17 protein-coding genes and 1 pseudogene are annotated in these 21674 nt (G+C 74.5%); 14 read left to right on the top strand and 4 right to left on the bottom strand.

What is annotated here, in order from left to right:
• A pseudogene (locus AB0947_RS39210) lies at positions 1 to 134 on the bottom strand (5,10-methylene tetrahydromethanopterin reductase); the annotation flags it as partial.
• A 462-nt stretch (positions 135 to 596) separates the two neighbouring features.
• On the opposite strand from AB0947_RS39210, the gene AB0947_RS39205 reads away from it, so the two are divergent.
• From AB0947_RS39205 to AB0947_RS39175, 7 genes are all read left to right on the top strand, one after another.
• Entirely contained in the window at positions 597 to 2630 is a 2034-nt protein-coding gene (locus AB0947_RS39205; RefSeq protein ID WP_366755164.1) for a SpoIIE family protein phosphatase, read from the top strand.
• Positions 2631 to 2798: 168 nt separating this feature from the next.
• A complete protein-coding gene (locus AB0947_RS39200; protein WP_366755163.1) occupies positions 2799 to 3329 on the top strand; it encodes a hypothetical protein in 531 nt (176 codons plus the stop codon).
• The gene (locus tag AB0947_RS39195; protein ID WP_366755162.1) at positions 3326 to 6139 is read left to right on the top strand and encodes a M48 family metalloprotease; all 2814 of its coding nucleotides are present in this window, start codon (positions 3326 to 3328) and stop codon (positions 6137 to 6139) included. The genes AB0947_RS39200 and AB0947_RS39195 overlap by 4 nt, the downstream gene beginning before the upstream one ends.
• Positions 6140 to 6284: 145 nt before the next feature.
• Positions 6285 to 8666 (top strand): SpoIIE family protein phosphatase, encoded by a 2382-nt coding sequence (locus AB0947_RS39190; protein WP_366755161.1) that lies wholly within the window; start codon positions 6285 to 6287, stop codon positions 8664 to 8666.
• A 149-nt stretch (positions 8667 to 8815) separates the two neighbouring features.
• The gene (locus tag AB0947_RS39185) at positions 8816 to 11545 is read left to right on the top strand and encodes a SpoIIE family protein phosphatase (RefSeq protein WP_366755160.1); all 2730 of its coding nucleotides are present in this window, start codon (positions 8816 to 8818) and stop codon (positions 11543 to 11545) included.
• A gap of 137 nt (positions 11546 to 11682) precedes the next feature.
• On the top strand, positions 11683 to 12015 hold the full coding sequence (locus AB0947_RS39180) for a putative quinol monooxygenase (RefSeq protein WP_366755159.1): 333 nt from the start codon (positions 11683 to 11685) through the stop codon (positions 12013 to 12015).
• 163 nt (positions 12016 to 12178) lie between these two features.
• The gene (locus AB0947_RS39175) at positions 12179 to 13033 is read left to right on the top strand and encodes a polysaccharide deacetylase family protein (RefSeq protein WP_366755158.1); all 855 of its coding nucleotides are present in this window, start codon (positions 12179 to 12181) and stop codon (positions 13031 to 13033) included.
• Between the two features lie 67 nt (positions 13034 to 13100).
• Here the strand turns inward: AB0947_RS39175 and AB0947_RS39170 are convergent, their stop codons facing one another.
• Positions 13101 to 14021, bottom strand: coding sequence for a M48 family metalloprotease (locus tag AB0947_RS39170; RefSeq protein ID WP_366755166.1), 921 nt, complete (start codon positions 14019 to 14021; stop codon positions 13101 to 13103).
• A gap of 8 nt (positions 14022 to 14029) precedes the next feature.
• Entirely contained in the window at positions 14030 to 14398 is a 369-nt protein-coding gene (locus tag AB0947_RS39165; protein WP_366755157.1) for a BlaI/MecI/CopY family transcriptional regulator, read from the bottom strand.
• Positions 14399 to 14522: 124 nt separating this feature from the next.
• Here AB0947_RS39165 and AB0947_RS39160 point away from each other — a divergent pair, with 124 nt between their 5' ends.
• Genes AB0947_RS39160 through AB0947_RS39140 form a run of 5 tightly spaced genes read left to right on the top strand, consistent with a single transcriptional unit; the run spans position 14523 to position 18522 of the window.
• Positions 14523 to 15191: a DedA family protein gene (locus tag AB0947_RS39160; protein ID WP_366755156.1), complete on the top strand. Its 669-nt coding sequence runs from the start codon at positions 14523 to 14525 to the stop codon at positions 15189 to 15191.
• On the top strand, positions 15188 to 15796 hold the full coding sequence (locus tag AB0947_RS39155; RefSeq protein WP_366755155.1) for a phosphatase PAP2 family protein: 609 nt from the start codon (positions 15188 to 15190) through the stop codon (positions 15794 to 15796). The genes AB0947_RS39160 and AB0947_RS39155 overlap by 4 nt, the downstream gene beginning before the upstream one ends.
• Positions 15793 to 16524, top strand: a complete 732-nt coding sequence (locus tag AB0947_RS39150) for a phosphatase PAP2 family protein (RefSeq protein WP_366755154.1) — start codon at positions 15793 to 15795, stop codon at positions 16522 to 16524. The genes AB0947_RS39155 and AB0947_RS39150 overlap by 4 nt, the downstream gene beginning before the upstream one ends.
• Positions 16478 to 17140, top strand: a complete 663-nt coding sequence (locus AB0947_RS39145; protein ID WP_366755153.1) for a response regulator transcription factor — start codon at positions 16478 to 16480, stop codon at positions 17138 to 17140. Before AB0947_RS39150 ends, AB0947_RS39145 begins: the two co-directional genes overlap by 47 nt.
• Positions 17137 to 18522 carry a HAMP domain-containing sensor histidine kinase gene (locus AB0947_RS39140; protein ID WP_366755152.1) on the top strand — a complete coding sequence of 462 codons (1386 nt, stop codon included), beginning with the start codon at positions 17137 to 17139 and terminating at the stop codon, positions 18520 to 18522. Before AB0947_RS39145 ends, AB0947_RS39140 begins: the two co-directional genes overlap by 4 nt.
• Here AB0947_RS39140 and AB0947_RS39135 read toward each other — a convergent pair.
• Positions 18503 to 19393: a hypothetical protein gene (locus tag AB0947_RS39135; protein ID WP_366755151.1), complete on the bottom strand. Its 891-nt coding sequence runs from the start codon at positions 19391 to 19393 to the stop codon at positions 18503 to 18505. The genes AB0947_RS39140 and AB0947_RS39135 overlap by 20 nt on opposite strands.
• Positions 19394 to 19860: 467 nt before the next feature.
• Here AB0947_RS39135 and AB0947_RS39130 point away from each other — a divergent pair, with 467 nt between their 5' ends.
• Together AB0947_RS39130 and AB0947_RS39125 are read left to right on the top strand one after the other, a co-directional pair.
• Complete coding sequence (locus AB0947_RS39130) at positions 19861 to 20799, top strand: ATP-binding cassette domain-containing protein (protein WP_366755150.1); 939 nt, start codon at positions 19861 to 19863, stop codon at positions 20797 to 20799.
• Positions 20796 to 21656, top strand: a complete 861-nt coding sequence (locus AB0947_RS39125; protein ID WP_366755149.1) for an ABC transporter permease — start codon at positions 20796 to 20798, stop codon at positions 21654 to 21656. The genes AB0947_RS39130 and AB0947_RS39125 overlap by 4 nt, the downstream gene beginning before the upstream one ends.
• The last annotated feature ends 18 nt before the right edge of the window (positions 21657 to 21674 follow it).

Here is a 21674-nt window from a genome sequence, read left to right as displayed (position 1 = left end):
AAGACGTCCAGACCGACCTCCTCGGCCTTCAGCGCGATGGCGACCATGGCCTTGATCCGCTCGCGCTCGGTCGGCGTACGGCCCGTGGTGGGGTCGAGGGTCACGTCACCGACGGTGAAGATGCCGAACTGCATCCGTCCTCCCCTCCAAGAGGTTGACGTTTCAACTACACCGCTGCAACAGGGTCGCCCCCGCGCGTATTCCGCTGCCCGGCCGAGGTCAGCGGCCTGCCCCGCCCGCACTGCCCGGACACGCCCCGCGGCCCTGTGCCGTCACCCGCCCGGCCCGCCCCGATGGCTGCCGTCCGGTCCGTCCGCCAGGGTTTCGAGCAAGAGCCCGGTGCCGACGCCGAAGGGACCAGTGATGCGCCGCTGTCCGCCCCTCGCCGAGCGGGGTCCCGCCGCGGGCCCGCAGACCCGCGCGCCGGTCTCCTCCCGATCCGCGCCCGGCCCTCTGTACTCTCCCCCGCCCGACTCGCCGGACGTCCTCCCCGCTCACCGCACGGTCGGGCACCTCCCACCCCGGAGAGGCAGTCGGGGAGCGTGCGGGGCGTCGCGCGGCGGACGCGCAGTGCCAGACAGGCCCTAGGACCGGCGATGTCGTCGCCGTACGACAGCGAGGACCTGTCGGCCGCCGTGCTGGAGGCGTTGTTCACCCAGGCCCCCATGGGGCTGTACGTGTTCGACGAACAGGTGCGGATCGTGCGCTACAACACCGCGGGGCGCGCGGTGCGCGGACTGCCCGGCGACGCGGTGCTCGGGCGGCGGCTCGACGAGATCGCGGAGGGCTTCCACGATCCGGAACTGCTCTCGCTCGCCCGTCAGGTGCTCGCGGGAGAGGCGCGCGTGCGAGGCCGCCTGATCCGCGGCCGGCCCCCTGGTGACCCGGGCCGGGAGACGGTGCTCTCGGTGTCGGTCTTCCGGGTCCGCCCGGGTGACGGGCCCGTCCTGGGCGTCGCCGTCGTGGAGGACGTCTCCGCGCCGCAGCACGCGGCGGACCGGCTGGACATCCTGCACGACGCCCATCACGCCATCGGGACCAGCCTGGACGTGCGTGACACGGCGGACGCGCTGGCCGAGGTGGTGGTGGGCCGGTTCGCGGACGCGGTCTCGGTGGACGTGGTGGACGAGGCCGTGCGCGGCGCCGCGCTGTCCGCGGGCCCGGTCGACGCGGACGTACCGCTGCGCCGGGTCGCCTTCCGCTCGGTGAGCGACCCCGCGCGGCAGGGCCCCTCGGGCACACTGGACACCTTTCCCTTCCCCACGCCCTTCAGCCGGAGCCTGCAGGACGCCTCACCCCGGCTCGTCACGCACCTGACGCCGGACGAACCGTGGCTGGCCACCGACCCCGAGCGGGCCCGGCTGCTGACCGACGCGGGCGTGCACTCGCTCCTGATCACCCCGCTGGTGGTGCGCCGCACCGTCCTCGGGGTCGTCTGCTTCTACCGCCACCGCGACCCTCGGCCCTACGACGAGGACGACCTCTGCCTGGCCGAGCAGCTCGCCCAGCGCACGGCGCTCAGCATCGACAACGCCCGCAGCTACGCCCGCGAGCGCACCATCGCGACCGGCCTGCAACGCCATCTGCTGCCCCGCACCCCGCCGCGGCTGACCGCGGTCGACACCGCCGCCCTCCACCTGCCCGGCACCCGGGGCGGCGGCGGGGACTGGTACGACGTCATCCCCCTCTCCGGCAGCCGGGTGGCCCTGACCGTCGGCGACGTCACCGGCAGCGGCATCGAAGTGGCCGCCGCCATGGGGCAGTTGCGCACCGCGCTGACGACCCTCGCGGTCCGGGACCTGGCGCCGGAGGAACTGCTCACCTGCCTCGACGAGACCACCGCCGCGCTGACGCGGGACGCGGGCGGGCCGGTCACGGCCTCCTGCCTGTACGCGGTGTTCGACCCGGTGACCCGCGCCTGTACGGCCGCCAGCGCGGGGCACGCGCCCCCGGTGGCCCTCGGCGCGCTCGGCGACCCCCTGGTCCTCGAACCGCCCGCCGGCCCGCTGCTCGGCACGGGGCGCTGCGAGTACGAGGCGGTGCGCGTCGAACTGCCCGACGGCAGCCTGCTGGCGCTGTACACCAACGGTCTCGTGCGCGCGGCGGCGAACGCCCGGCAGACCCTGCTGCGCGTCCTGAGCCATCCCGGCCGCCCCCTGAGCCGCCTCGCCGACGACGCGGTGTACGCCCTGCTGCCCGGCCAAGGCGAGGACGACGCCGTTCTGCTGCTCGCCCGCACCCGCGGCCTGGCGGAGGACCGGCTCGCCGAGTGGACGCTGCCCAAGGACCCGGCCGTCGTCGGCACCGCCCGCCGGCTCGCCGAACACCAGCTCGCGGCCTGGGGGTTGGCGGACGTGGCCTTCGCGACCGCGCTGATCGTCAGCGAACTGGTCACCAACGCCATCCGGTACGGGAGCCCGCCGATCCGGCTGCGCATGATCCGCGACCGGACCCTGATCTGCGAGGTGTCCGACGGCAGCAGCACCGCACCCCACCTGCGCAACGCCCGCGCCATCGACGAGGGCGGCCGGGGGCTGGCCCTCGTCGCCCGGCTCGCCGCCCGCTGGGGCACCCGGTTCGGACGGCGGGGCAAGACGATCTGGTGCGAGCAGGAACTGGACGGCGGCTGAACTCCGGGGCCGTTCCGAGCCACCGTGGCCGGTCGGTACCGTACCTGCCCGGGGGTCCCGTGAACCGGCGGTTCCGGCAGGCGTACGGCATGCCGCGGCGGGAAGGACCCGAACAGCGCGCCCGGGTACGGGTGCGCGAGGGGAACGGACGGGGGAAGGAGCGGGCGCATGCGTGCGACCGTGCTGGATGTGGTGCGGGACGTCGTCGACCGGCACGCGCCGGACGAACGGCCGCTGGCCGACGACCTGGCGGGCCTGGACTACGGCCTGGTGGTGCGGCGGATCCGGCAGGCGTCCTCCGGCCGGCGGTCCGACCCGCTGGGCTTCGGTCTCGACACCGTCACGGCCGTGGTCACACCCGTGGTCCTGCTGGCGGTCGACGAGGCGTGCCGCGCCGCCGTCGCGGAAGGCACCGGGCGGCTGGTGAACCGGGCCGCGGCCGCCCTCGGACGGCTGCGCCCGTCCGCCCGCCGCCCGGCCGCCGCGCCCGAGGTGCCGCACCTCTCCCCCGCGCAACTTGCCTCGGTACGACGGCGGGTGCGCGAGGAGGCGGCCCGGCGCGGCTTCGCGGACGCCGACGGCCTCGCGGACAGCGTCGTCGCACGGCTGGCCCTGGCCGGCGCGGAGGACCCGGGCGACGACCAGCCGGACGAGCCGGACGAGGGCGAGGGCCGTCAGGAGGACGGGGCGGTCCGGTGAGCGGAGTCACGCAGGCGGCCGCACCCCGCCCGCCGGCGCCGGCGGCCCCCGACCCGGGCGTGCTGCCCGCCGGGACCTCCTTGCGCTTCCTCGTCCTCGTCGTCGCCATGGCGGCGGCCACGGTCGAGATGCTGACCGGTCTCCTGCGGCCGTACCCCGCCCGCGACGTCGCGTTCCTCTGCGAGTTCGCGGCGGGCTACGACCCGGGCGGCAACGTCATCGACAACGTGACGCGGAGCAGCGCCCACGCGGAGGCGATCAGGGAGTGCGCCAAGGGCGCCCCCGTGACGCCGGAGTGGTACGGCCTGGCCGGCAGTGCCGTCGTCCTGCTGGTGGCCGCGGCCGTGTACCTGCTGCTGCCGCTCCTCAGGCGGCGGCGGCACGGTCTGGTGCCGCTGCACGGCCGGGACCCGCGGGGCGAGATCCGGGCCGAGATCGCCCGGCTGGCCGCGGTCGCCGGCGTGCGCGCCCTGCCCGACCTGGTGGTCGACCTGACGGCTTTCGGCGCCGGCGCCGTCGTCTTCGGCCGGGCGGGCAGGCGCACGCTCTGCCTCGACAACGGCCTGCTGCACGTCCGGCGCTCCGACCCGGCCCGGTTCCAGGCGGTGCTCCTGCACGAACTGGCCCATCTGCGCCACCGGGACGTGGACATCGCGTACGCCGTGACGGCACTGTGGCGGGCCTTCCTCGTCCTGGCCGCCGTCCCGTTCACCCTGGTGCTCGGCGGAAGCCTCGTCGCGGCGCAGTCCGGCTGGTTCATGGGCGCCGACGCCGTCTTCTGGCCCGCCTCCCGGCCGTACATGGTCCGGGAGATCGCGACCGCCGGGTTCCTGTTCCTGCTGGTCGTCCTGGCCCGCGCCGACACCCTGCGCCACCGCGAGCTGTACGCCGACCGGGGGGCCGTGGCGCTGGGCGCCGATCCCGGGGTCTGGCGGGCGCGGGCCGAGGGAGCCGGGGCACGGGGCCGCCCGGCGCGGAGCGTCCCGGCGTTGTGGCGCAGTCACCCGTCCTGGGCGGAGCGGCGGCGCGCGCTGGAGGACCCGGCGGCCCTGTTCGCGCTGACGGACGTGCCGTTGTTCCTGCTCGGGGCGGTGACCCTGGTCGCCGGCAACGCGCTCGGCGACCAGTGGGACGCGCTTCCCGCCGCCTGGGTCGTCGGGGGCCCGGCGGCGGCCCTCCTGGCGGTCTCGGTCTGGCGCGCGGCCCTGTACGCCGCGCACCGGGGCGTTCCGGGCCCCTCGGGTGTGCGGGCCGGCGCGGTGCTCGGACTGGGCCTGGTCTGCGGGGAGTTGCTGTCCGGACCGAGCATCGGCCCGGGCTGGTGGCCCGCACATCCGGAACCCCTGCTCTTCCCGTTCCTCGGCGGCGTGGCCTACGTCTGCTGGCTGGCCCGGTGCGCCCGGCTGGCCCTGCGGGACACCCCGGGCACGCGGCGCGCGCTGCGCACGGCGGTACTGGTCGCGGCCGTCGCGGGAAGTGTGGTGGCGGCGGCCGGTCTGAGCTGGTGGCTGGGGGCGGGCAAGCTGTGGCTGGCCGGGGACCTGTACCAGGCGGGCGGTCTGGAGCAGGACATCCGCCAGATGTTCCCCGGCCCGTGGGGGACGCGGGAGCAGTACGCGGCGGTGCTGCCCTGGATCGCCTCGGTCCTCACGAGCCTGAGCGTCGCGGGCTCGACCCCGGTGGTCGCGGCGGCCGCGGTGGTGCTGTGGGCGTACCCGGCCGTACTGCTGCTCAGGCGGCCACGGGCGACGGGGCTGCGGTCCACGCTCCTGGCCGGCCTCGCCGGGGGCGTGCTCGGGGTCGCCGCGGTCGCGGTGACGATGGCGTACGTCCACTCCTGGCGCCCTCCGCTCGGCGAGCGGGGCACGGCCTTCGGTGTCGTCTCCCTGTGGTGGCGGACCGTCGCCCTGTGGGCCGGCGTGACGGTGACGGCGGCCGTCGTCGCCGTCACCACCCGCGCCCACCGGCTGCCCCGCGCCCTGACCGCGGCCGGCATCGCCCAGGTCCTGGCGCTGGCGGGGCAGTTCCTGCTCCAGTCCGCCGACGGCTGCCTGGGGCCGCTGCGGGTCATGGGCGACACCTGCCACTGGCTGCCCGGGGCGTCCTGGTCGCTGACCGGCCTCCTGGTGGCGACGACGGCACCGGCGACGTTCGGGGCCGTCCTGGCCGCCGCGATCTTGTCCCGGGTCCCCCGCGCCCCGGGACGTTCCACGCCCGCGGAGGACGTACGGCGGTCCTGGCCGACCCGCGCCGCCGTGGGCGCCGTCGCGGTCCTGGCCGTGGTGTCGTCCGTCGTGGCCGTGCGTTCGGTGACCGGCCCCGGCACGGCCCTGGCGGTGCCCGCCCGTCCACCGGCCGCCGGCACCGACGCTCGCGTGCGCGGCTTCCAGCTGCTGGCCTGGTTCAAGACGAGCGGCCAGGCAGACATCGTCGCCGTGACCGCTCGCTACACCGCGTTCGCGACGTGGTTCAAGGAGTCGACGGACGCCACGACCGGTGCCGTGGACGGTGACAGCCTGCGCCCCATCTGTGCCGGCCTCGCCCGCGACACGGCCACCGCCCGGCGCCATCTGGGCGTCCCCGACCCCGTGCTGGGCCGCGCGTGGGCCGCTCTGCTGGCCAAGGGCCGGGACGCGGCCCGCGAGTGCACGTCCGTGCTCGACTCGGACACCGACGACGTGCGGCGCAACACGAGGATGCTGCAAGACCTGGTCGCCGCCTACGAACAGGCGACGAAGACCGTCCCGCCCCTGACGGAACGCGTCACCACCGCGCTGGAGCAGTGGCCGCAGTGGAAGAAGACCGGCTGACCGGCCCGCCACGGCACCGGCCCCACGGGGCGGCTCGGCGCACCGGAGGTCCGCGACGGCCCCGGTGCGCCGGGCCCGTCGCGCGTGCGGTTGTCGTCCGCAGCCCGGCACGGGATGCTGAGGGAGCACGGAGGGAAGCGGTGCCATGGATCGTTTTCCGCATGCCGCCAACGTCGATTTCCACAGTCCGCTGGACCTCTCCAAGGCCGCCGCCGCGGTACTGGACGCCGAAGGCCGCGTTTCCGGATGGGGATCCTCGGCCCAGCACATGCTCGGGCATTCCCCCGAGGACGTGCTCGGGCAGCCGGCCGCCCGGCTGCTGGCGGCGGCCCCCGGTCAGCGGCTGTCCACCCTGTGCAAGCTCTGCAAGGGGCACGGGCCCCGCAGCACCGTCGTGGACCTGTGCCGCCGGGACGGACGGACCCTGCGCGCGGCCGTGACCTTCAGCCCGCTCGCGCACCGGGGCGCCGCCGCGACCGTCGTGGTCGCGGCCGACCTGGACGCGCTGCGCGGCTGGGAGGCGCAGCTGGCGATGCTCCAGGGGCTGACGACCGAGTCCGCCGTGGGCCTGACCATCTTCGACACCGACATGCGCGTCGTCTGGGGCAACGTCTCCACCGATCTGGAGCTTGCGGGGATCGCCCAGTACATCGGCCGGCCGGCCGCGGATCTCTTCCCGGAGGGCGAGTTCATCTCCCGCCACCACCCTCCGGACGAGGACCAGATCATGGAGCACGTGCTGACGACGGGCGAGCCGATCATGGGCATGCACTACCGCGGGCGCGCCCCCGCCGACCCGGTGCGCGAGCACGTCTGGTCCTGCTCGTACCACCGGCTGGTGGACGCCCGGGGCGAACTGCTGGGTGTCTTCGAGGAGTCCCTGGACATCACCGACCGCTACCGCGCCCAGGAACGGCTGTCGCTGCTCGTACGGGCGGGCAAGCGCATCGGCGCCTCGCTGGACGTGCGCCGTACGGCCGCCGAGCTCGCGGACGTGGCGGTACCGCAGCTGGCCGACGAGGTGCTGGTGGACCTGCCGCCGGCGGTCATCGAGGGCCGGCAGCCGCCCACGGGCTCGGCGCCGGGGCACGGCCTGCTGCGGATGCACGGCCGGACGCCGGAGGAGTTCCGGACCACTCCCGTCTCCTACCCGCCTTCGTCGCCGCAGGCGCAGAGCCTGGCCACCAGCCGCCCCGTCGTCTCCACCGATCCGTCCGGGACACCGGACGGGACGGGACCGGCCGCCTCGCGCTGCTGCCTCTTCGTCCCGCTGCTCACCCGCAACGCGGTGCTGGGCCTCGCCACCTTCCGGCGCAGCAGCAACCCCGACCGCTTCGGGCCCGAGGAGCAGACGCTCGCGGTGGAACTGGCCGAGCGGGCCGCCGTCGGCATCGACAACGCCCGCCGGTACACCAGCCAGCACGCGGCGGCCCTGGTACTCCAGCGCAGCCTGCTGCCCCGGCACCTGCCCGAGCAGAGCGCGGTCGACGTGGCGTACCGCTACCTGCCCGCCGACAGCCGCGTGGGGGTGGGCGGCGACTGGTTCGACCTGATCCCGCTGTCCGGCGCCAGGGTGGGCCTGACCGTCGGCGACGTGGTGGGCCACGGGGTGCACGCGGCCGCGACCATGGGCCGGCTGCGCGCCACCGTACGGACCCTGGCCCTGCTGGACCTGGACCCGGCCGAGCTGCTCACCCGGCTGGACGGCCTGGTCGCGCAGGACTCGGACTCCGACGCCGACGACGGGCTGGGCGACGAGACGCTCGGGGTGACCTGCCTGTACGCGATCTACGACCCGGTCAGCGGCCGGTGCGTGTGGGCGAGCGCGGGCCATCCCCCGCCGATCGTGGCCGATGCGAGCGGCTCGGTGGCCTTGTCGGCGCTGGCGCCGGGACCGCCGCTCGGGCTGGGCGGCCTGCCCTACGAGAACGTCGAGCTGAGTCTGTCCAGCGGCAGCGTGGTGGCGTTGTTCACCGACGGGGTCGTGGAGGACCGGCACACCGACATCGACACCGGCATCGACCGCCTGGCCCAGGTGCTCACCTGGCAGCGGTGCCCGCTGGAGGAACTGTGCGACCGCGCGCTCACCGCCCGGCCGCCCGGTCCGCAGTCCGACGACGCCACGCTGCTGCTCGTGCGCACCCGGCGGCTCGGCGACGACCGCGTGGCGGACCTGGAGCTGCCGCCGGACCCGGCCATGGTGGCGCGGGCCCGCACGGGCACCGAGCGCCAGTTGGCGGACTGGGGCCTGTCCGAACTGTCCTTCGGCGCGGCGCTCGTGGTGAGCGAGCTGGTCACCAACAGCATCCGGTACGCCACCGGGCCCGTCGTCCTGCGGCTGATCAGGGACCGCTGCCTGCTGTGCGAGGTGTCCGACAACGCGCACACGGCACCCCACCTGCGGCGGGCGCGCCGGGACGACGAGGGTGGCCGCGGCCTCTTCCTCGTCGCCCAGATGTCCCAGCGCTGGGGCACGCGCTACACCGCGTCCGGGAAAACCATCTGGGCCGAGCTGGCCATTCCCTAGCAGCCCCCAGGAGCGCCGCGCCGCGGCGTACGGCTGTCCCACAGTGGTGTTATCAAGGGTGTATGGAGGTATTTTCCGGGCGTCCTCGGACCCCGGAACGACATCCGCCCCTGGGCCGCCCGCGTGAACGCAGCGCTTCCCTGCTGGACATGCGCAGTGCGGCCGGTCAGGTGTTCCTCCTCCAGGTCGTCATCGTGGTCCTGCTGGTCGTGGCCACGGTGGTGGGCATGATCCTCCAGGCGGCGCGTGACGCCCTGCAGCAGGGGCGGCGGGAGTCGGTGATCGCGGCCCAGTCCTTCGCGAGCGCGCCGGGCACGGCCGCCGCGCTGCGGAGCCGGGACCCGTCGGCGGTGCTCCAGCCGCGGGCCGAGGCGGCGCGCAAGCGCGCGGGCATGGATTTCGTCATCGTCATGAGCACGACGGGGATTCGCTACACGTACCCCTACCCGGGGGAGATCGGGAAGAAGTTCGTCGGCACCATCGCGCCCGCGGTGCGGGGCCGTACCGTCGTCGAGCAGGCCGGCGGGCCGCCGCTGCCCGCGGGCAGGGGGACGGACGTGCAGGCCGTGGTCCCGGTGACCGACCCGCGCGGCACGGTGGTCGGCCTGGTCTCCGCCGGGCTCACGGTCAGGAACGTCGCCGCACTGTGGCTGCCGCAGCTGCCGATCATCCTGGGCAGCGGCGTGGCCGCGCTGGCGCTGGCCACGACCGGCACGACGCTGGTGTCGCGGCGGCTGCGGCGGCACACCCGCGGTCTGTCCCCGGTGGAGCTGGCGCGGTTGTACGAGCACCACGACGCGGTCCTGCACGCGGTGCGGGAGGGCGTGCTGATCACCGATGACGACGGTCGGCTGCTGCTGGCGAACGACGAGGCGGCCCGGCTGCTCGGGCTGCCGGAGGACGTGCAGGGGCGCCCGGCGGAGGAGCTGGGACTGCCGGAGCCGGTCATGCGCCTGCTGTCGTCGCCGGAGGCGGTCACCGACGAGGTGTACCGCGCGGGGAACCGGTTGCTGGCGGTGAACAAACGGCCGACGTATCCGCGGGACGGCCGGGGAGGCAGCGTGGTGACCCTGCGGGACACGACGGAACTGGCGGCGGTCTCGGGCCGCGCCGAGGTCGCGCGGGAGCGGCTGGACCTGCTGTACGAGGCGGGGGTGAGGATCGGCACGACGCTGGACGTGGAGCGTACGGCGCAGGAGCTGGCCGAGGTGGCGGCGCCGCAGTTCGCCGACCTGGTGACGGTGGATCTGCTCGACGCCGTGCTGCGGGGGTGGGAGCCGACCGCCGAGGGCTGGCGGCAACTGCGCCGGGCGGCGATCGGCGGCGCGCAGCGGAAGATCCCGGTGCATCCGCTGGGCGAAGTGGTCACCTTCTCCGCCCGGAGCCCGCAGATGCGGACGCTCCAGGAGGGACGGGGCGTGCTGGAGGCGGACCTGCGGCAGGCCCACGGCTGGCGGGAGCAGGATCCGGAGCGCTCCCGGACGGCCCTGGAGAGCGGGCTGCGGTCGCTGGTCACCGTGCCGCTGCGGCCGCGGCACGTGGCGCTGGGGGTGGTGAGCTTCTACCGGACTGCGGGGTCCCCGGCGTTCGAGCCGGAAGACCTCGCCTTCGCGGAGGAACTGGCCGTACGGGCGGCGGTGGCCATCGACAACGCGCGGAGGTTCACCCGGGAGCACGCGATGGCGGTGACGCTCCAGCGCAGTCTGCTGCCGCGCGGGCAGCCGGACCAGGACGCCCTGGAGGTGGCCTGGCGGTACCTGCCCGCGGAGGCGGGAGTGGGCGGGGACTGGTTCGACGTCATCCCGCTCCCGGGGGCCCGGGTGGCCCTGGTGATGGGCGACGTCGTCGGGCGCGGCCTGCACGCGGCGGCGACGATGGGCCGGCTGCGCACCGCGGTGCACAACTTCGCCGTCCTGGACCTGCCCGTGGACGAGGTGCTCGGCAACCTCGACGACCTGGTCGTCCGCATGGACGACGAGGAGCGCGCGGGTGATGCCGCGGGAGAACACGAGGGTGTGGGCGTGACCGGGGCGACCTGCCTCTACGCGGTCTACGACCCGGTGGTGGAGACCTGCACCATGGCCCGTGCGGGACACCCGGAACCGGTGGTGGTGCGCCCGGACGGAACCGTGGGCTGCGCCGGGGTGCCGGCGTCGGCACCCCTCGGTCTGGGCGGCTATCCGTTCGAGACCGCCGAGCTGTCCCTGCCGGAGGGGTCCCAGCTGGTGCTGTACACCGACGGCCTGGTGGAGGACCGCGCCCAGGACATCGACGTCGGGATGGAGCGGCTGCGCCGTGCGCTGGAGGGGTCCGGGGACCGCACCCCGGACGAGACGTGCCAGGCGGTGATCGACGCGCTGAAGCCGTCGCACTCCAGCGACGACATCGCGCTGCTCGCGGCGCGTACCCGCGCGTTCCCGCCGGCGCGCGTGGCCGAGTGGGACGTGCCGTCGGACCCCGCGCTGGTTCCCTCGGTGCGCGCGTGGTGCAGGGAGGCGTTGCGGACGTGGGGGCTGGAGGAGGCCGGATTCGCCACGGAGCTGATCGTCAGCGAACTGGTCACGAACGCGATCCGGTACGGCTCACCGCCGGTGGGCGTGCGGCTGCTGCACGGACGCTGTCTGATCTGCGAGGTCTCGGACGGCAGCGGCACCTCGCCGCGCCTGCGGCGGGCGGCGACCACGGACGAGGGCGGGCGGGGGCTGTTCCTGGTGGCGCAGTTCGCCCAGCGGTGGGGGACGCGGTACACACCCCGCGGCAAGGTCATCTGGGCGGAACAGGTTCTGCACGACGGCACGTCGGCCGTCCCGCGCCTCGCACCGGTCGACTTCCTCCTCGACCAGTTCGACCCCGACGAGTTCGACGGCCCCGGCTCGTGAGCCGGGGCCGGCCCCGGACACCGCCCTGTCCGGACGCCCTCGGCGCGTCGGCCGCCTCGCGGGCGGCGGCCCGCACGGACCATGGAGGCACGCGGGCCGTGGACGCACGCGACACGAAAGTCTTCGAGGAGCTTGGAATGATCTTCATCACCGCGAAGTTCCGGGTGCTGCCGGAGCACGCCGACCAATGGCCGCAGATCTCGGCCGCGTTCACCGAGGCGACCCGTGCCGAACCGGGCTGCCTGTGGTTCGACTGGTCCCGCAGCCTCGACGACCCGACCGAGTACGTGCTCGTCGAGGCGTTCCGCGACGACGAGGCGGGCGCCGCACACGTCCGTTCCCAGCATTTCCGCGAGGCGCAGCGGACCCTGCCGCCGTATCTCGCCCAGACGCCGCGCATCGTCAACGCGACGCTTCCCCAGGAGGACTGGTCGCTGCTCGCGGAGATGGCGGTACGGGGGCGGGAGTGACCTGGGTGCACACGCCGGCCGCCCGCGACGGCTGAAGAAGCACCCCGTTGAGAGCAGAGTGGGAATCAAGGGCGTCCTCGGCCCGCTCCCGGCAGGCGCGTAACACTCCGGGACGTTGTCCGACCAGGGCACCCGTCCCGTCAGACACAAGGTGGCCGGCATCATGACGAACATCCGCCGCAGGGTCGCGTCGATCGCCGGCGCGGTGCTGCTGGTGACGGTCGCGGCCACGGCCGGCCCGGGCGCGTTCGCGGCCGTGCCGGGCCCGCCGTCGTCGCCGGGCGCTGCGCTGTCGCACGGGGCCGCCCGGTTCGGCGCCGGCGCGCCGGCTCCCGTCGTCGACTGCCGGGTCGTCAGGTGTGTCGCGCTGACCCTTGACGACGGACCGACCGAATACACGGCGGCCGTGCTCGGCACGCTCGAGCGCCAGCACGCCGTGGCCACGTTCTTCCTGATCGGACCGCACGCTCTGCGGTACCGGGCCGATGTCCGGAGGGAGCAGCGGGACGGCGACGCGATCGGCGACCACACGGTCACCCACCCCCACCTCACCCGCCTCACGCCCGCCCGGATCGACTACGAGCTGGGGACCGCGGCGGCGCAGATCGCCTCCGTCACAGGGCACCGGCCGACCCTGTTCAGGCCGCCCTTCGGAGCGTGGAACGCCAAGGTGCGTGCGGCAGCCGGTGCGGAAGGCCTGTCGGTGGTGATGTGGAACGTCAGCTCGCAGGACTGGAAGTACCACGACTCCCGCCTCATCGAGCGGCGCGTGCTGGCCCGTGTGCGATCCGGCGCGATCGTCGTCCTGCACGACCGGTACGCGACCACCCCGCCGGCTGTCCCTCACCTCATCCAGGCGCTGAAGGCCCGAGGCTACGTCCTGGTCACCGTCCCCGAGATGTTCGCCGCGACCGGCGGCCTGCGTCCCGGGGTGGTCTACCACCACGGGCCGCGGCCGGGCCTGCGTGCGGCGGCAGCGCATTCGGGCCCTGCCGAGCGGCGGCCAGGCAAGGCGTGAGCGCCCTGGCCCGCCGAGATCACAGCCTCGAGATCACAGTCCCGAGATCACAGGCCCGTGCCGCGGCTCAGCGGCCGGCCGCTGCCTGGGCGACCTCGATGTCCTGGTGGACGTGGAGCGCGCCGGCCGCCGCGGTGGCGCAGGACAGGAGCGCGCAGGCGGCCAGCAGGGCTGCCATCCACGACATGGCCCGCGGGGTGTGCGGGGCGGGGTGGAGGAGGGCGGTCACGCGCTGTGGCACGGGGCCCGAGGTGGCCGCGGGGGTGACCGCCGGCCGGGAGGCGTCCGCCGCATGGGCCGCCAGGGCGGCGCGGGCGATGGCGCGGGCGATGACGCGCCGGTCGCCGACGGTGGCGGCGGCGGCCTCGTCGGCGGCCCGCTCGGCGGCCAGCCCGATGACCTCGCGGACCGGGCGCAGCGCGGGATGGCAGTGGGCGGCGAGTTCCGCGGCCAGCAGGAAGTAGTGGTGGCCACCCCTGTTGTGGGCACGCTCGTGCGCGAAGAGAGCCTCGCGCTCGTATGCGTCGAGGCTGCGGAGCATGGCGGTGGTGACGACGATGCGGGGCGGACGGCCGGGCAGGGCGTAGGCGTCGGGGCGAGGGGACTCGACGACGCACAGGTCGCCCGCGGCGGGCCGACGGCCGGCCTGGGTCCGGGCGGTGCGCAGCCCGGCGGCCTGCCGTACGACGGAGCGGCCGACGGCGAGGACGGCTGTCACGAGCAGGCCGGCCGCCAGGGCCGCCAGGAACAGGACCAGTCGCGAGGAGGGCGTCGGCAGCGGCCGCACCAGCTCGGCGAGGACGGCGAACGCCGGAATCCTGAGCAGGCCGGTCAGGGCGAGCGTGCCGAGCGCCGTCACGGTACCGGCCGCGAGGAGCAGCACCGAGAGGGTGAGCGTCCACAGCGCGGCCTGCGGTGAGCAGCGGTCGAGGTGCCGGCCGGCCGGCAGGAGCGCCGCACAGGGCAGGAGCAGCGGCAGGAGCAGCATCAGCAGCGTCACGGGCCCTCCTCCAGCAGCCGGCGCAGCACCTGCTCGTCATCGGAGCTGAGCTGGGCGACGAAGCGGGCCAGGACCGTCTCGCGGTCGCTGTCGCGGTCGAGTTCGCTGTGCATGCGCAGCGCCGTCAGACCGTGTGGATCCTCTACCGGGCGGTAGGCGTAGCCGCGGCCTTGGCGCTCCCGTCGCAGGGTGCCCTTCTCGTGCAGGCGGGACAGGATCGTCGTCACGGTGGTCCGGGCCAGGCCGCCGGCCAGTCTGGCCTGGACCTGCGCGGGAGTCAGCGGGGCGCCCGCGGCCCACAGCGCGGCCATCACCGCGGCCTCCAGTTCACCCGCCGGTCGTCGTTCGTCCTTCGCCAGGCCCATGGGAACGATCCTCCCCCCACGATCGTCTACAGTTCCGTAGACCGTCTACGGGATTGTAGACCGTTGGGGGCGCGCATGCCGGGCGCCGTGCGCCCAGTCGTCCGTCCGGAAAGGACCCTTGCCGATGACCACACCTGTGGTTCTGTCGTCGCAGCTCGCGGTGAACCCGCTTGACGCGCAGTCGCTCCTGGCCGCCTTCGGCGTGCTGGGAGTGGGGGCGGTCATGTTCGCCGAGACGGGCCTGCTGATCGGTTTCTTCCTGCCGGGTGACTCCCTGCTGTTCACCGCGGGCCTGCTGTGCACCGGCACCGGGCAGCACGGCGTGAAGCTGTCCCTCGGTCCGCTGCTGGTGGCCGCGGCGGTGGGCGCGCTGGCCGGCGCCCAGTGCGGTTACCTGATCGGGCGCCGCGCGGGCGGTGTCCTGCTGGCGCGCAGCCGTTCGGCCCGGCTGCGTGAGGGAGCGGAGAGAGCCGAGGAACTGCTCGGCCGCTACGGGCACGCCAGAGCCGTCGTCCTGGCCAGGTTCGTGCCCGTGGTGCGGACCGTGCTCAATCCGCTGGCGGGAGCGCTCGGGGTGCCCGTCCGGGTGTTCACCGTGTGGCAGATCGCCGGCGGCCTGGTGTGGAGCCTCGGCCTGACCCTGGCGGGGTACGCGCTGGGCTCCTCGATCCCGAACGTGGACCGCTATCTGCTGCCGCTGGTCGCGCTGATCGTCGTGATATCGCTGGTGCCGCTCGCCGTGGAGTTCTGCCGCGGCCGCGGCCGGGCCGGGGCGAAGGGGGTCCGTCGATGATGCTCGCGTTCGACGGGGCGTCGATCGACGGCTCCGCCTATCGGGACGTGACGGATCTCGCGCACCGCTCGCCGGGCTGGCTGGACACCGCGGTGACGCTGTGGTCGGCCTACGGGCTGGCGCTGTTCGCCCTGCTCATGGTGGCCGGCTGGTGGCGTGCCCGGCGGACCGGGGCGACAGCGGCGGTGACCGCGCTGGCCGTTCCGGTGGTCGTGGTGCTGGCGTACGGCGTCAACGCCGTGCTCAAGCTGGCGGTGCGCGAGGACCGGCCGTGCCGGAGCCTGCGGGTGAGCACCCTGGAGGCCTGTCCGGCGCCGGGTGACTGGTCGTTCCCCAGCAACCACGCGGCCATCGCCGCGGCTGCCGCCGTGGCGCTGCTGTTCGTCTCGCGGCGGCTGGGCGCGGTTGCCTGCGTGGCGGCGGCCGCCATGGCGGCCTCACGGGTCTGGGTCGGCGTGCACTACCCGCACGACGTGGTGACCGGGTTGGTGGTGGGCGGGCTGATCGCTCTCGTCACGATGCTCGCTGTCCGGCGCGGTGCTCCGGCACTGGCCCGCCGGGTGGCCGCGTCGGCTCCGCTGCGTCCGCTGCTGTCGGCCTCGTGAACCGCAAGGAGGCCGCCGAGCTGGCCGGCAGCGTCGCCCTCGGCGCGTGGGCGGCGTTCGCCGTACTGGCCATGGTCGTCGGCGGCCGGGCCGGTGCTCCGCTCTGGCTCGACCACGGCCTTCACACCTGGGCGGTCGGCCACCGCCCGGAGACGGCCGTGGCCGTGGCGCGCGGCGTGACCGGCACCGGTACCGGCGTCGTTCCCTATCTGCTCGCCGCGCTGGCCGGCGCCGTGATGGGGCGTACCGCGCGGCAGCGGTGGCAGGCCGCCGCGCTCTGCCTCGCCTGCCTCGGGCTCGGGCAGCTGCTGCGCATGGGTGTGATGGAGCTGGTCCACCGGCCGCGCCCACCGCAGCCGGACTGGGCGGCGCACGCCGGCGGCTGGGCGTTCCCGTCGGGGCACACCACGACGTCCGCCCTGACCGCCGGAATGCTGATCCTCGCGCTGACCCTGCGGGCCCCGCGCGGTGGCACGGCCCTGCGGACGGCCGTCGCCTGCTGGGGTCTGCTGGTGGGCCTGACCCGGATCTACCTGGGCGTGCACTGGTTCACCGACGTCATGGGCGGCTGGCTGTTCGCCGTGGGCTGGCTGGCCACGTGCCTGTGCGCCGCTGCCTGCGTCCCGCCCGCCGCCTTCCTCGACCGCACGACGATTCCGGCCGCCGAGCCGACGGAGGACCATGCGCCCCAGGATCCTGGTGGTGGAGGACGATCACGCCCTGCGTGACGTCCTGCGCCGCGGCCTGTACGAGGAGGACTTCGAGCCCGTCCCCGCCGCCGACGGTGCCACCGCCCTGCGGCTGGCGGCCGACGGCATCGCGGCGACGGTGCTGGACGTGGGCCTGCCCGACGCGGACGGCCGGGACGTGTGCCAGGCGATGCGCGCCAACGGCTTCCTGGGACCGGTGATCTTCCTGACCGCCCGGCACCGGCTCACCGACCGCCTGTCCGGCTTCTCCGCCGGCGGCGACGACTACCTGGCCAAGCCTTTCCACCTCGCCGAGCTCGCCGCCAGGCTGAGAGCCGCCCTCAGACGGACGGTCACCACGAGGGTGGCCTCGGCCGGTGACCTGGCCTTGGACCCGGTGGACCACAGCGCGACCGTGCGCGGCGCCCGCCTCACCCTGTCCCCCACCGAGTTCCGGCTGCTGGCCACGCTCGCCGCCTCGGACGGCGCCCTCGTACGCCGCCGCGATCTGCTGCGGGCCGGCTGGCCCGAGGGCGCGCAGGTCAGCGACAACACCCTGGACCAGTACCTGAGCCGGCTGCGCCGCAAGCTGCGTGAGGCGGGCAGCGGCCTGACGATCGGTACGGCGCGCGGGATCGGGCACCGCCTGTCATGAACCGTGCCCCCCGTGTCCTGCGGCGCCTGACCCCGCGCACCCTTCGCGGCCGGCTCTCCCTGGTGGCGCTGACCGCCGCGGCCCTGCTGATGACGGTCCTGACCGTCGTGTTCAACGCCGTGATGGACCGGCACCTTCAGCACCAGGCGGACGACGAACTGCGCAGCCGGGCGGCAGCCGTGGCCGCGACCGTCGACACCACCGGCCGCCGGGTGCGCGTCCTGGAGACCGTCAACGACCGCCTCCTCGACGCCCACGTGTGGATCTACGCCGGAACCCGTCTGCTGGAGAAGCCGCCGTCCGCCACGGCCGGCGACCCGCCGGCCCGGGCCGCCGACCGGCTGGCCGCCCGGCCGGGGGACACCTGCGCGACCGTCCGGGCACACGGCCACCGGCCCGTCCGGCTGTGCGCCCAGCGCGTCCCCGGCCGCCGCGCCACCGCCACCGTCGTCACCGCCCTGGACCTGACCCCGTACCGCGATTCGGCCGGCACCCTGCTGATGGGATCACTCGTCCTGGACGCCGTGATGCTCGGCTGCACCTACGTCCTCACCCGCCTGGCCGTCGGCCGGGCACTGCGCCCGGTGCGGACGATGACCGACCAGGCCACCCAGTGGAGCGCCATGGGCTCCGACGAGCGCTTCGGCACGGAGGACCACCCGGCCGAACTCGCCCGCCTCGGGGCCTCGCTCGACGCCCTGCTGGACCGCACACGCACCGTCCTGCGCCACGAACAGCAGCTGACCGGAGAGCTGTCCCACGAACTGCGCACACCGCTCACCCGGATCGTCATGGAACTCGACTGGTGGCGGGGCCGCCCGCGCACGGACGCCGAGACCCGCGCCACCCACGAGGTGATCGCCGAGGCCGCCCGGTCCATGCGCACCATCTGCGACACCCTCCTGAACGACGCCCGCGAGAGCGCGCTGCGTCCGGCGACGGTCCCCGGGACGACGGGCATCCTGCCCGTCCTCGACCGCCTGCTCCGGCGTCTCGACCGCCCGGAGCGGGTGAAGACGGCGGTGGAGACGGAAGCACCGGAGCTGGAGGCGGGTGTCGCCCCCGCCCTCCTCGAACGCATCCTCAGCCCCTTGCTGACCAACGCCGTCCGCTACGCCCACTCCCGGGTGACCGTGTCCGCGCGGCGCATCCCCGGCGCCGTACGGATCGACGTCGTCGACGACGGCCCCGGTGTGCCGGAGGCGTTCCGGGAGGAGCTGTTCCAGCCCGGCCGGCGCGCCGACCCCGGCGACGGGCACGACGGCGCGGGCCTGGGGCTGCCGCTCGCGCGCCGTCTGGCCCGCGCCGTCGGCGGTGAGGTGACGCACGACCCCGGGCACACACCGGGGGCTAGGTTCACGGTCAGTCTGCCCGCCGGGTGACCGGTGCCTGCCCCTCCTTCACCGACCGGCGTTCCCGCACGTGGGCGTACGCCATCAGCGCGAACAGGACGGTGAGGAGCACGGCGGACGAGCCCGCGGTACCCAGGTCGAGGCCGCCCTTGGCGACCGGCTTGGTGAGGAAGTCGCCCGCGGTGGCGCCCAGCGGGCGGGTGAGGACGAAGGCGGTCCAGAACAGCAGCACGTTCGGCACCACGGGCACCTTCATGAGCGCCGCGAGCACGGCCAGCACCCCGGTCACGAGCAGCGCACCGCCCAGGTAGCCGAGGCCGGAGCTGTCGGAGAGGAAGTCGCCCATGGACGTGCCGAGGGTGTTCGAGACGAGGATCGCCGACCAGAACAGAGCCTCGCCCCGGAAGGTGACGATGTCGCGGATCCGGAACGTCATCCCGCTCAGCTTCCAGACGAGGAAGATCACCAGGAGGATCGAGAGGAGGATGGCGGCCCCCGCGGGGTAGCCCAGGCCCAGACCCTGCGGCCCCCAGCCGAGCTTCGTCGCGCCGTTCGAGAGGTACCTGGCGCTGGCGTCGCGGTTCATGAAGTCGGACATGGTCGTGCCGGCCATGGAGGTCGACAGGATCACGGTCCAGTAGAAGAACGGGTTGTAGTGACTGGAGCGGAGCTGGACCACCAGCGTCACCACGAAGACCAGGAACAGCACGACCGTGGTGAGGAAGTAGCCCAGCTTCAGGGTCTGCGCGAAGAGGTCGCCCGCCGTCTCGCCCAGGGTCGTCGCGGCGATCTTCATGATCCAGAACGCCAGCGTGACCTCGGGCAGCTTCTTCATCACCGACGTGGCCGTGCCCGACGTGCCCGCCACGTCGAGGTCGGTGAGGACCTCCGGTTCTTCCAAGGCGACTCTCCTGTCCGGTCGTACGACAGGGCGCTCGCCCCCGGGAAGCGGGACGAGCGCCCTATGAGGATGAGCCGGCCGCCGGGCGGCCGTGGTCCACGACCGTGGCACAGGGTGCCTGTACGCGTCCTGAAGGCCTTGCGCGTGGCAGGTCAGACCGCGTGTCGGGCGGCGGGCCCGGGTCCGGTGACGTCCTTGCGCGTCATGCTCAGGCGGACGACCAGGGGGCCCGGCGCGAAGCGCGGACAGCGTCCGCGCGCGGGCACCGGGGCCGTGGCCGCGCCGGGACGGCCGTCGGCCGCCGGCGGCCTCGCACCCGGCTCGGTGCGACCCGGATCGTAGTACCCCGGTACCACCCGCCCGGCCTGGTTCACCCCCCGGTACCACCGGATACGGCAGGTCACGGCCCTAGCGTGAGAGAGGAGGCGCCGGGCGGCACGGGCGCCGAAGTCCGAGGGAGAACGTGAATGATCGAGGCACAGCAGCTCACCAAGAGGTACGGGGAGAAGACAGCCGTCGACGGTCTGGACTTCACCGTGAAGCCGGGCACGGTGACCGGTTTCCTGGGACCCAACGGTGCGGGCAAGTCCACGACGATGCGCATGATCGTCGGGCTGGACGCGCCGACCAGCGGCTCCGTCACGGTGAACGGCCGGCGCTACGCCCGCCACGAGGCGCCGTTGCAGGAGGTGGGCGCGCTGCTGGAGGCCAAGTCGATCCACCCCGGCCGCTCGGCCCACAACCACCTGCGCGCCCTGGCCCTCACCCACGGCATCCCGCGCCGCCGGGTCGACGAGGTCGTCGAGCTCGCCGGCCTCGGCAGCGTCGCGAAGAAGCGGGCCGGTGCCTTCTCCCTCGGCATGGGCCAGCGGCTCGGCATAGCGGCCGCGCTGCTCGGCGACCCGCAGACCGTGATGCTGGACGAGCCCGTCAACGGGCTGGACCCCGAGGGCGTCCTGTGGATCCGCAACCTGCTCACCTCCCTCGCGGCCGAGGGGCGCACGGTGTTCGTCTCCTCGCACCTGATGAGCGAGGTGGCGCTGGTGGCCGACCACCTCATCGTCGTCGGGCGGGGGCGGCTGCTGGCCGACACGACCGTGCGGGACCTGGTCCGCGAGGCCGGCGGCGACACCGTGCGCGTCGCGACGGACGACCCCGCGCGGCTGCGGGACGTGCTCGCCGGGCCGGGCGTGGAGATCACCGGCCGCATCGGCTCGGAGGAGCTGCAGGTGACCGGCGTCTCCGCCCGGGAGATCGGCCTGAAGGCGGCCGAGCACGCCATCCCCCTGTTCGAGCTGACCACCAAGGCGGTGTCGCTGGAGGAGGCGTTCATGGAACTGACCCGGGACGCCGTGGAGTACCACGGCTCCACGACCGGCACCGAGACCTCCGGGAGCGCGGCATGAGCACCCTCACGGCGACCCCGAAGACCCCTGAGACACCCGGGACCGCCACGGCCGCCACGTCGCGGCCCGTCTACCGGGTGACCGGACGGCGCGTGCTGGCCTCGGAGTGGGCCAAACTCTGGTCCCTGCGCTCCACCTGGATCACCCTCGGACTGGGCCTGCTGTTCCTCGTCGCGTTCGGTGTCATCGCGGCGAGCCACTACCGCTCCGCCGTCGGCTCCGGCCGGCACCTGGACCGCGACTTCGCCACCGCGACCGCCGTGAGCCTGTCCCTCTTCGGCACGAACTTCGCCCAGCTGGCCCTCGGCGTGCTCGGCGTGCTGGTCACCGCGGGCGAGTACTCCACGGGCATGATCCGCTCGACCCTCGCGGCCGTGCCGCGCCGCCTGCCCGTGCTCTGGTCCAAGGCGGCGGTGCTCGGCGCGGTCGCGCTGGTGATCGCGACCGCCGGCGCGTTCGTCGCCTTCCTCGTCGGCAGCCGGATCGTCTCCGGCACGCCCGCCGCCCTGGGTCTCGGTCACGCCGGTGTCGTCCGCAGCCTGCTGGGCGCCGGGCTCTACCTCGGCCTGGTCGGCGTGATCGGCACCGCCCTCGGCGCGCTGCTGCGGTCCGTGGCCGGCGGCATCTCGGTGCTCGTGGCCGCCCTCATGCTGGTCCCGGGACTGGTCTCCCTGCTGCCCACCTCGTGGCAGGGGCACATCGCCCCCTACCTTCCCAGCCACGCGGGCGAGTCGGTCTTCGCCCTGACCCATGACTCGACCACCCTGTCGCCCGGCGCCGGACTCGCGGTCTTCCTCGGCTGGACAGCGCTGGCACTCGCCGGTGCGTCGTACCGGCTGCTGCGCAGCGACGTCTGAGCGCGGCCACCGCATCAT

This window comes from Streptomyces sp. NPDC047841, from assembly GCF_040704085.1.
GTDB classification, from domain to species: domain Bacteria; phylum Actinomycetota; class Actinomycetes; order Streptomycetales; family Streptomycetaceae; genus Streptomyces; species Streptomyces argyrophylli.
Note: the sequence above shows the minus strand (reverse complement) of the source record. Positions and strands in the feature narration are given on the sequence as shown.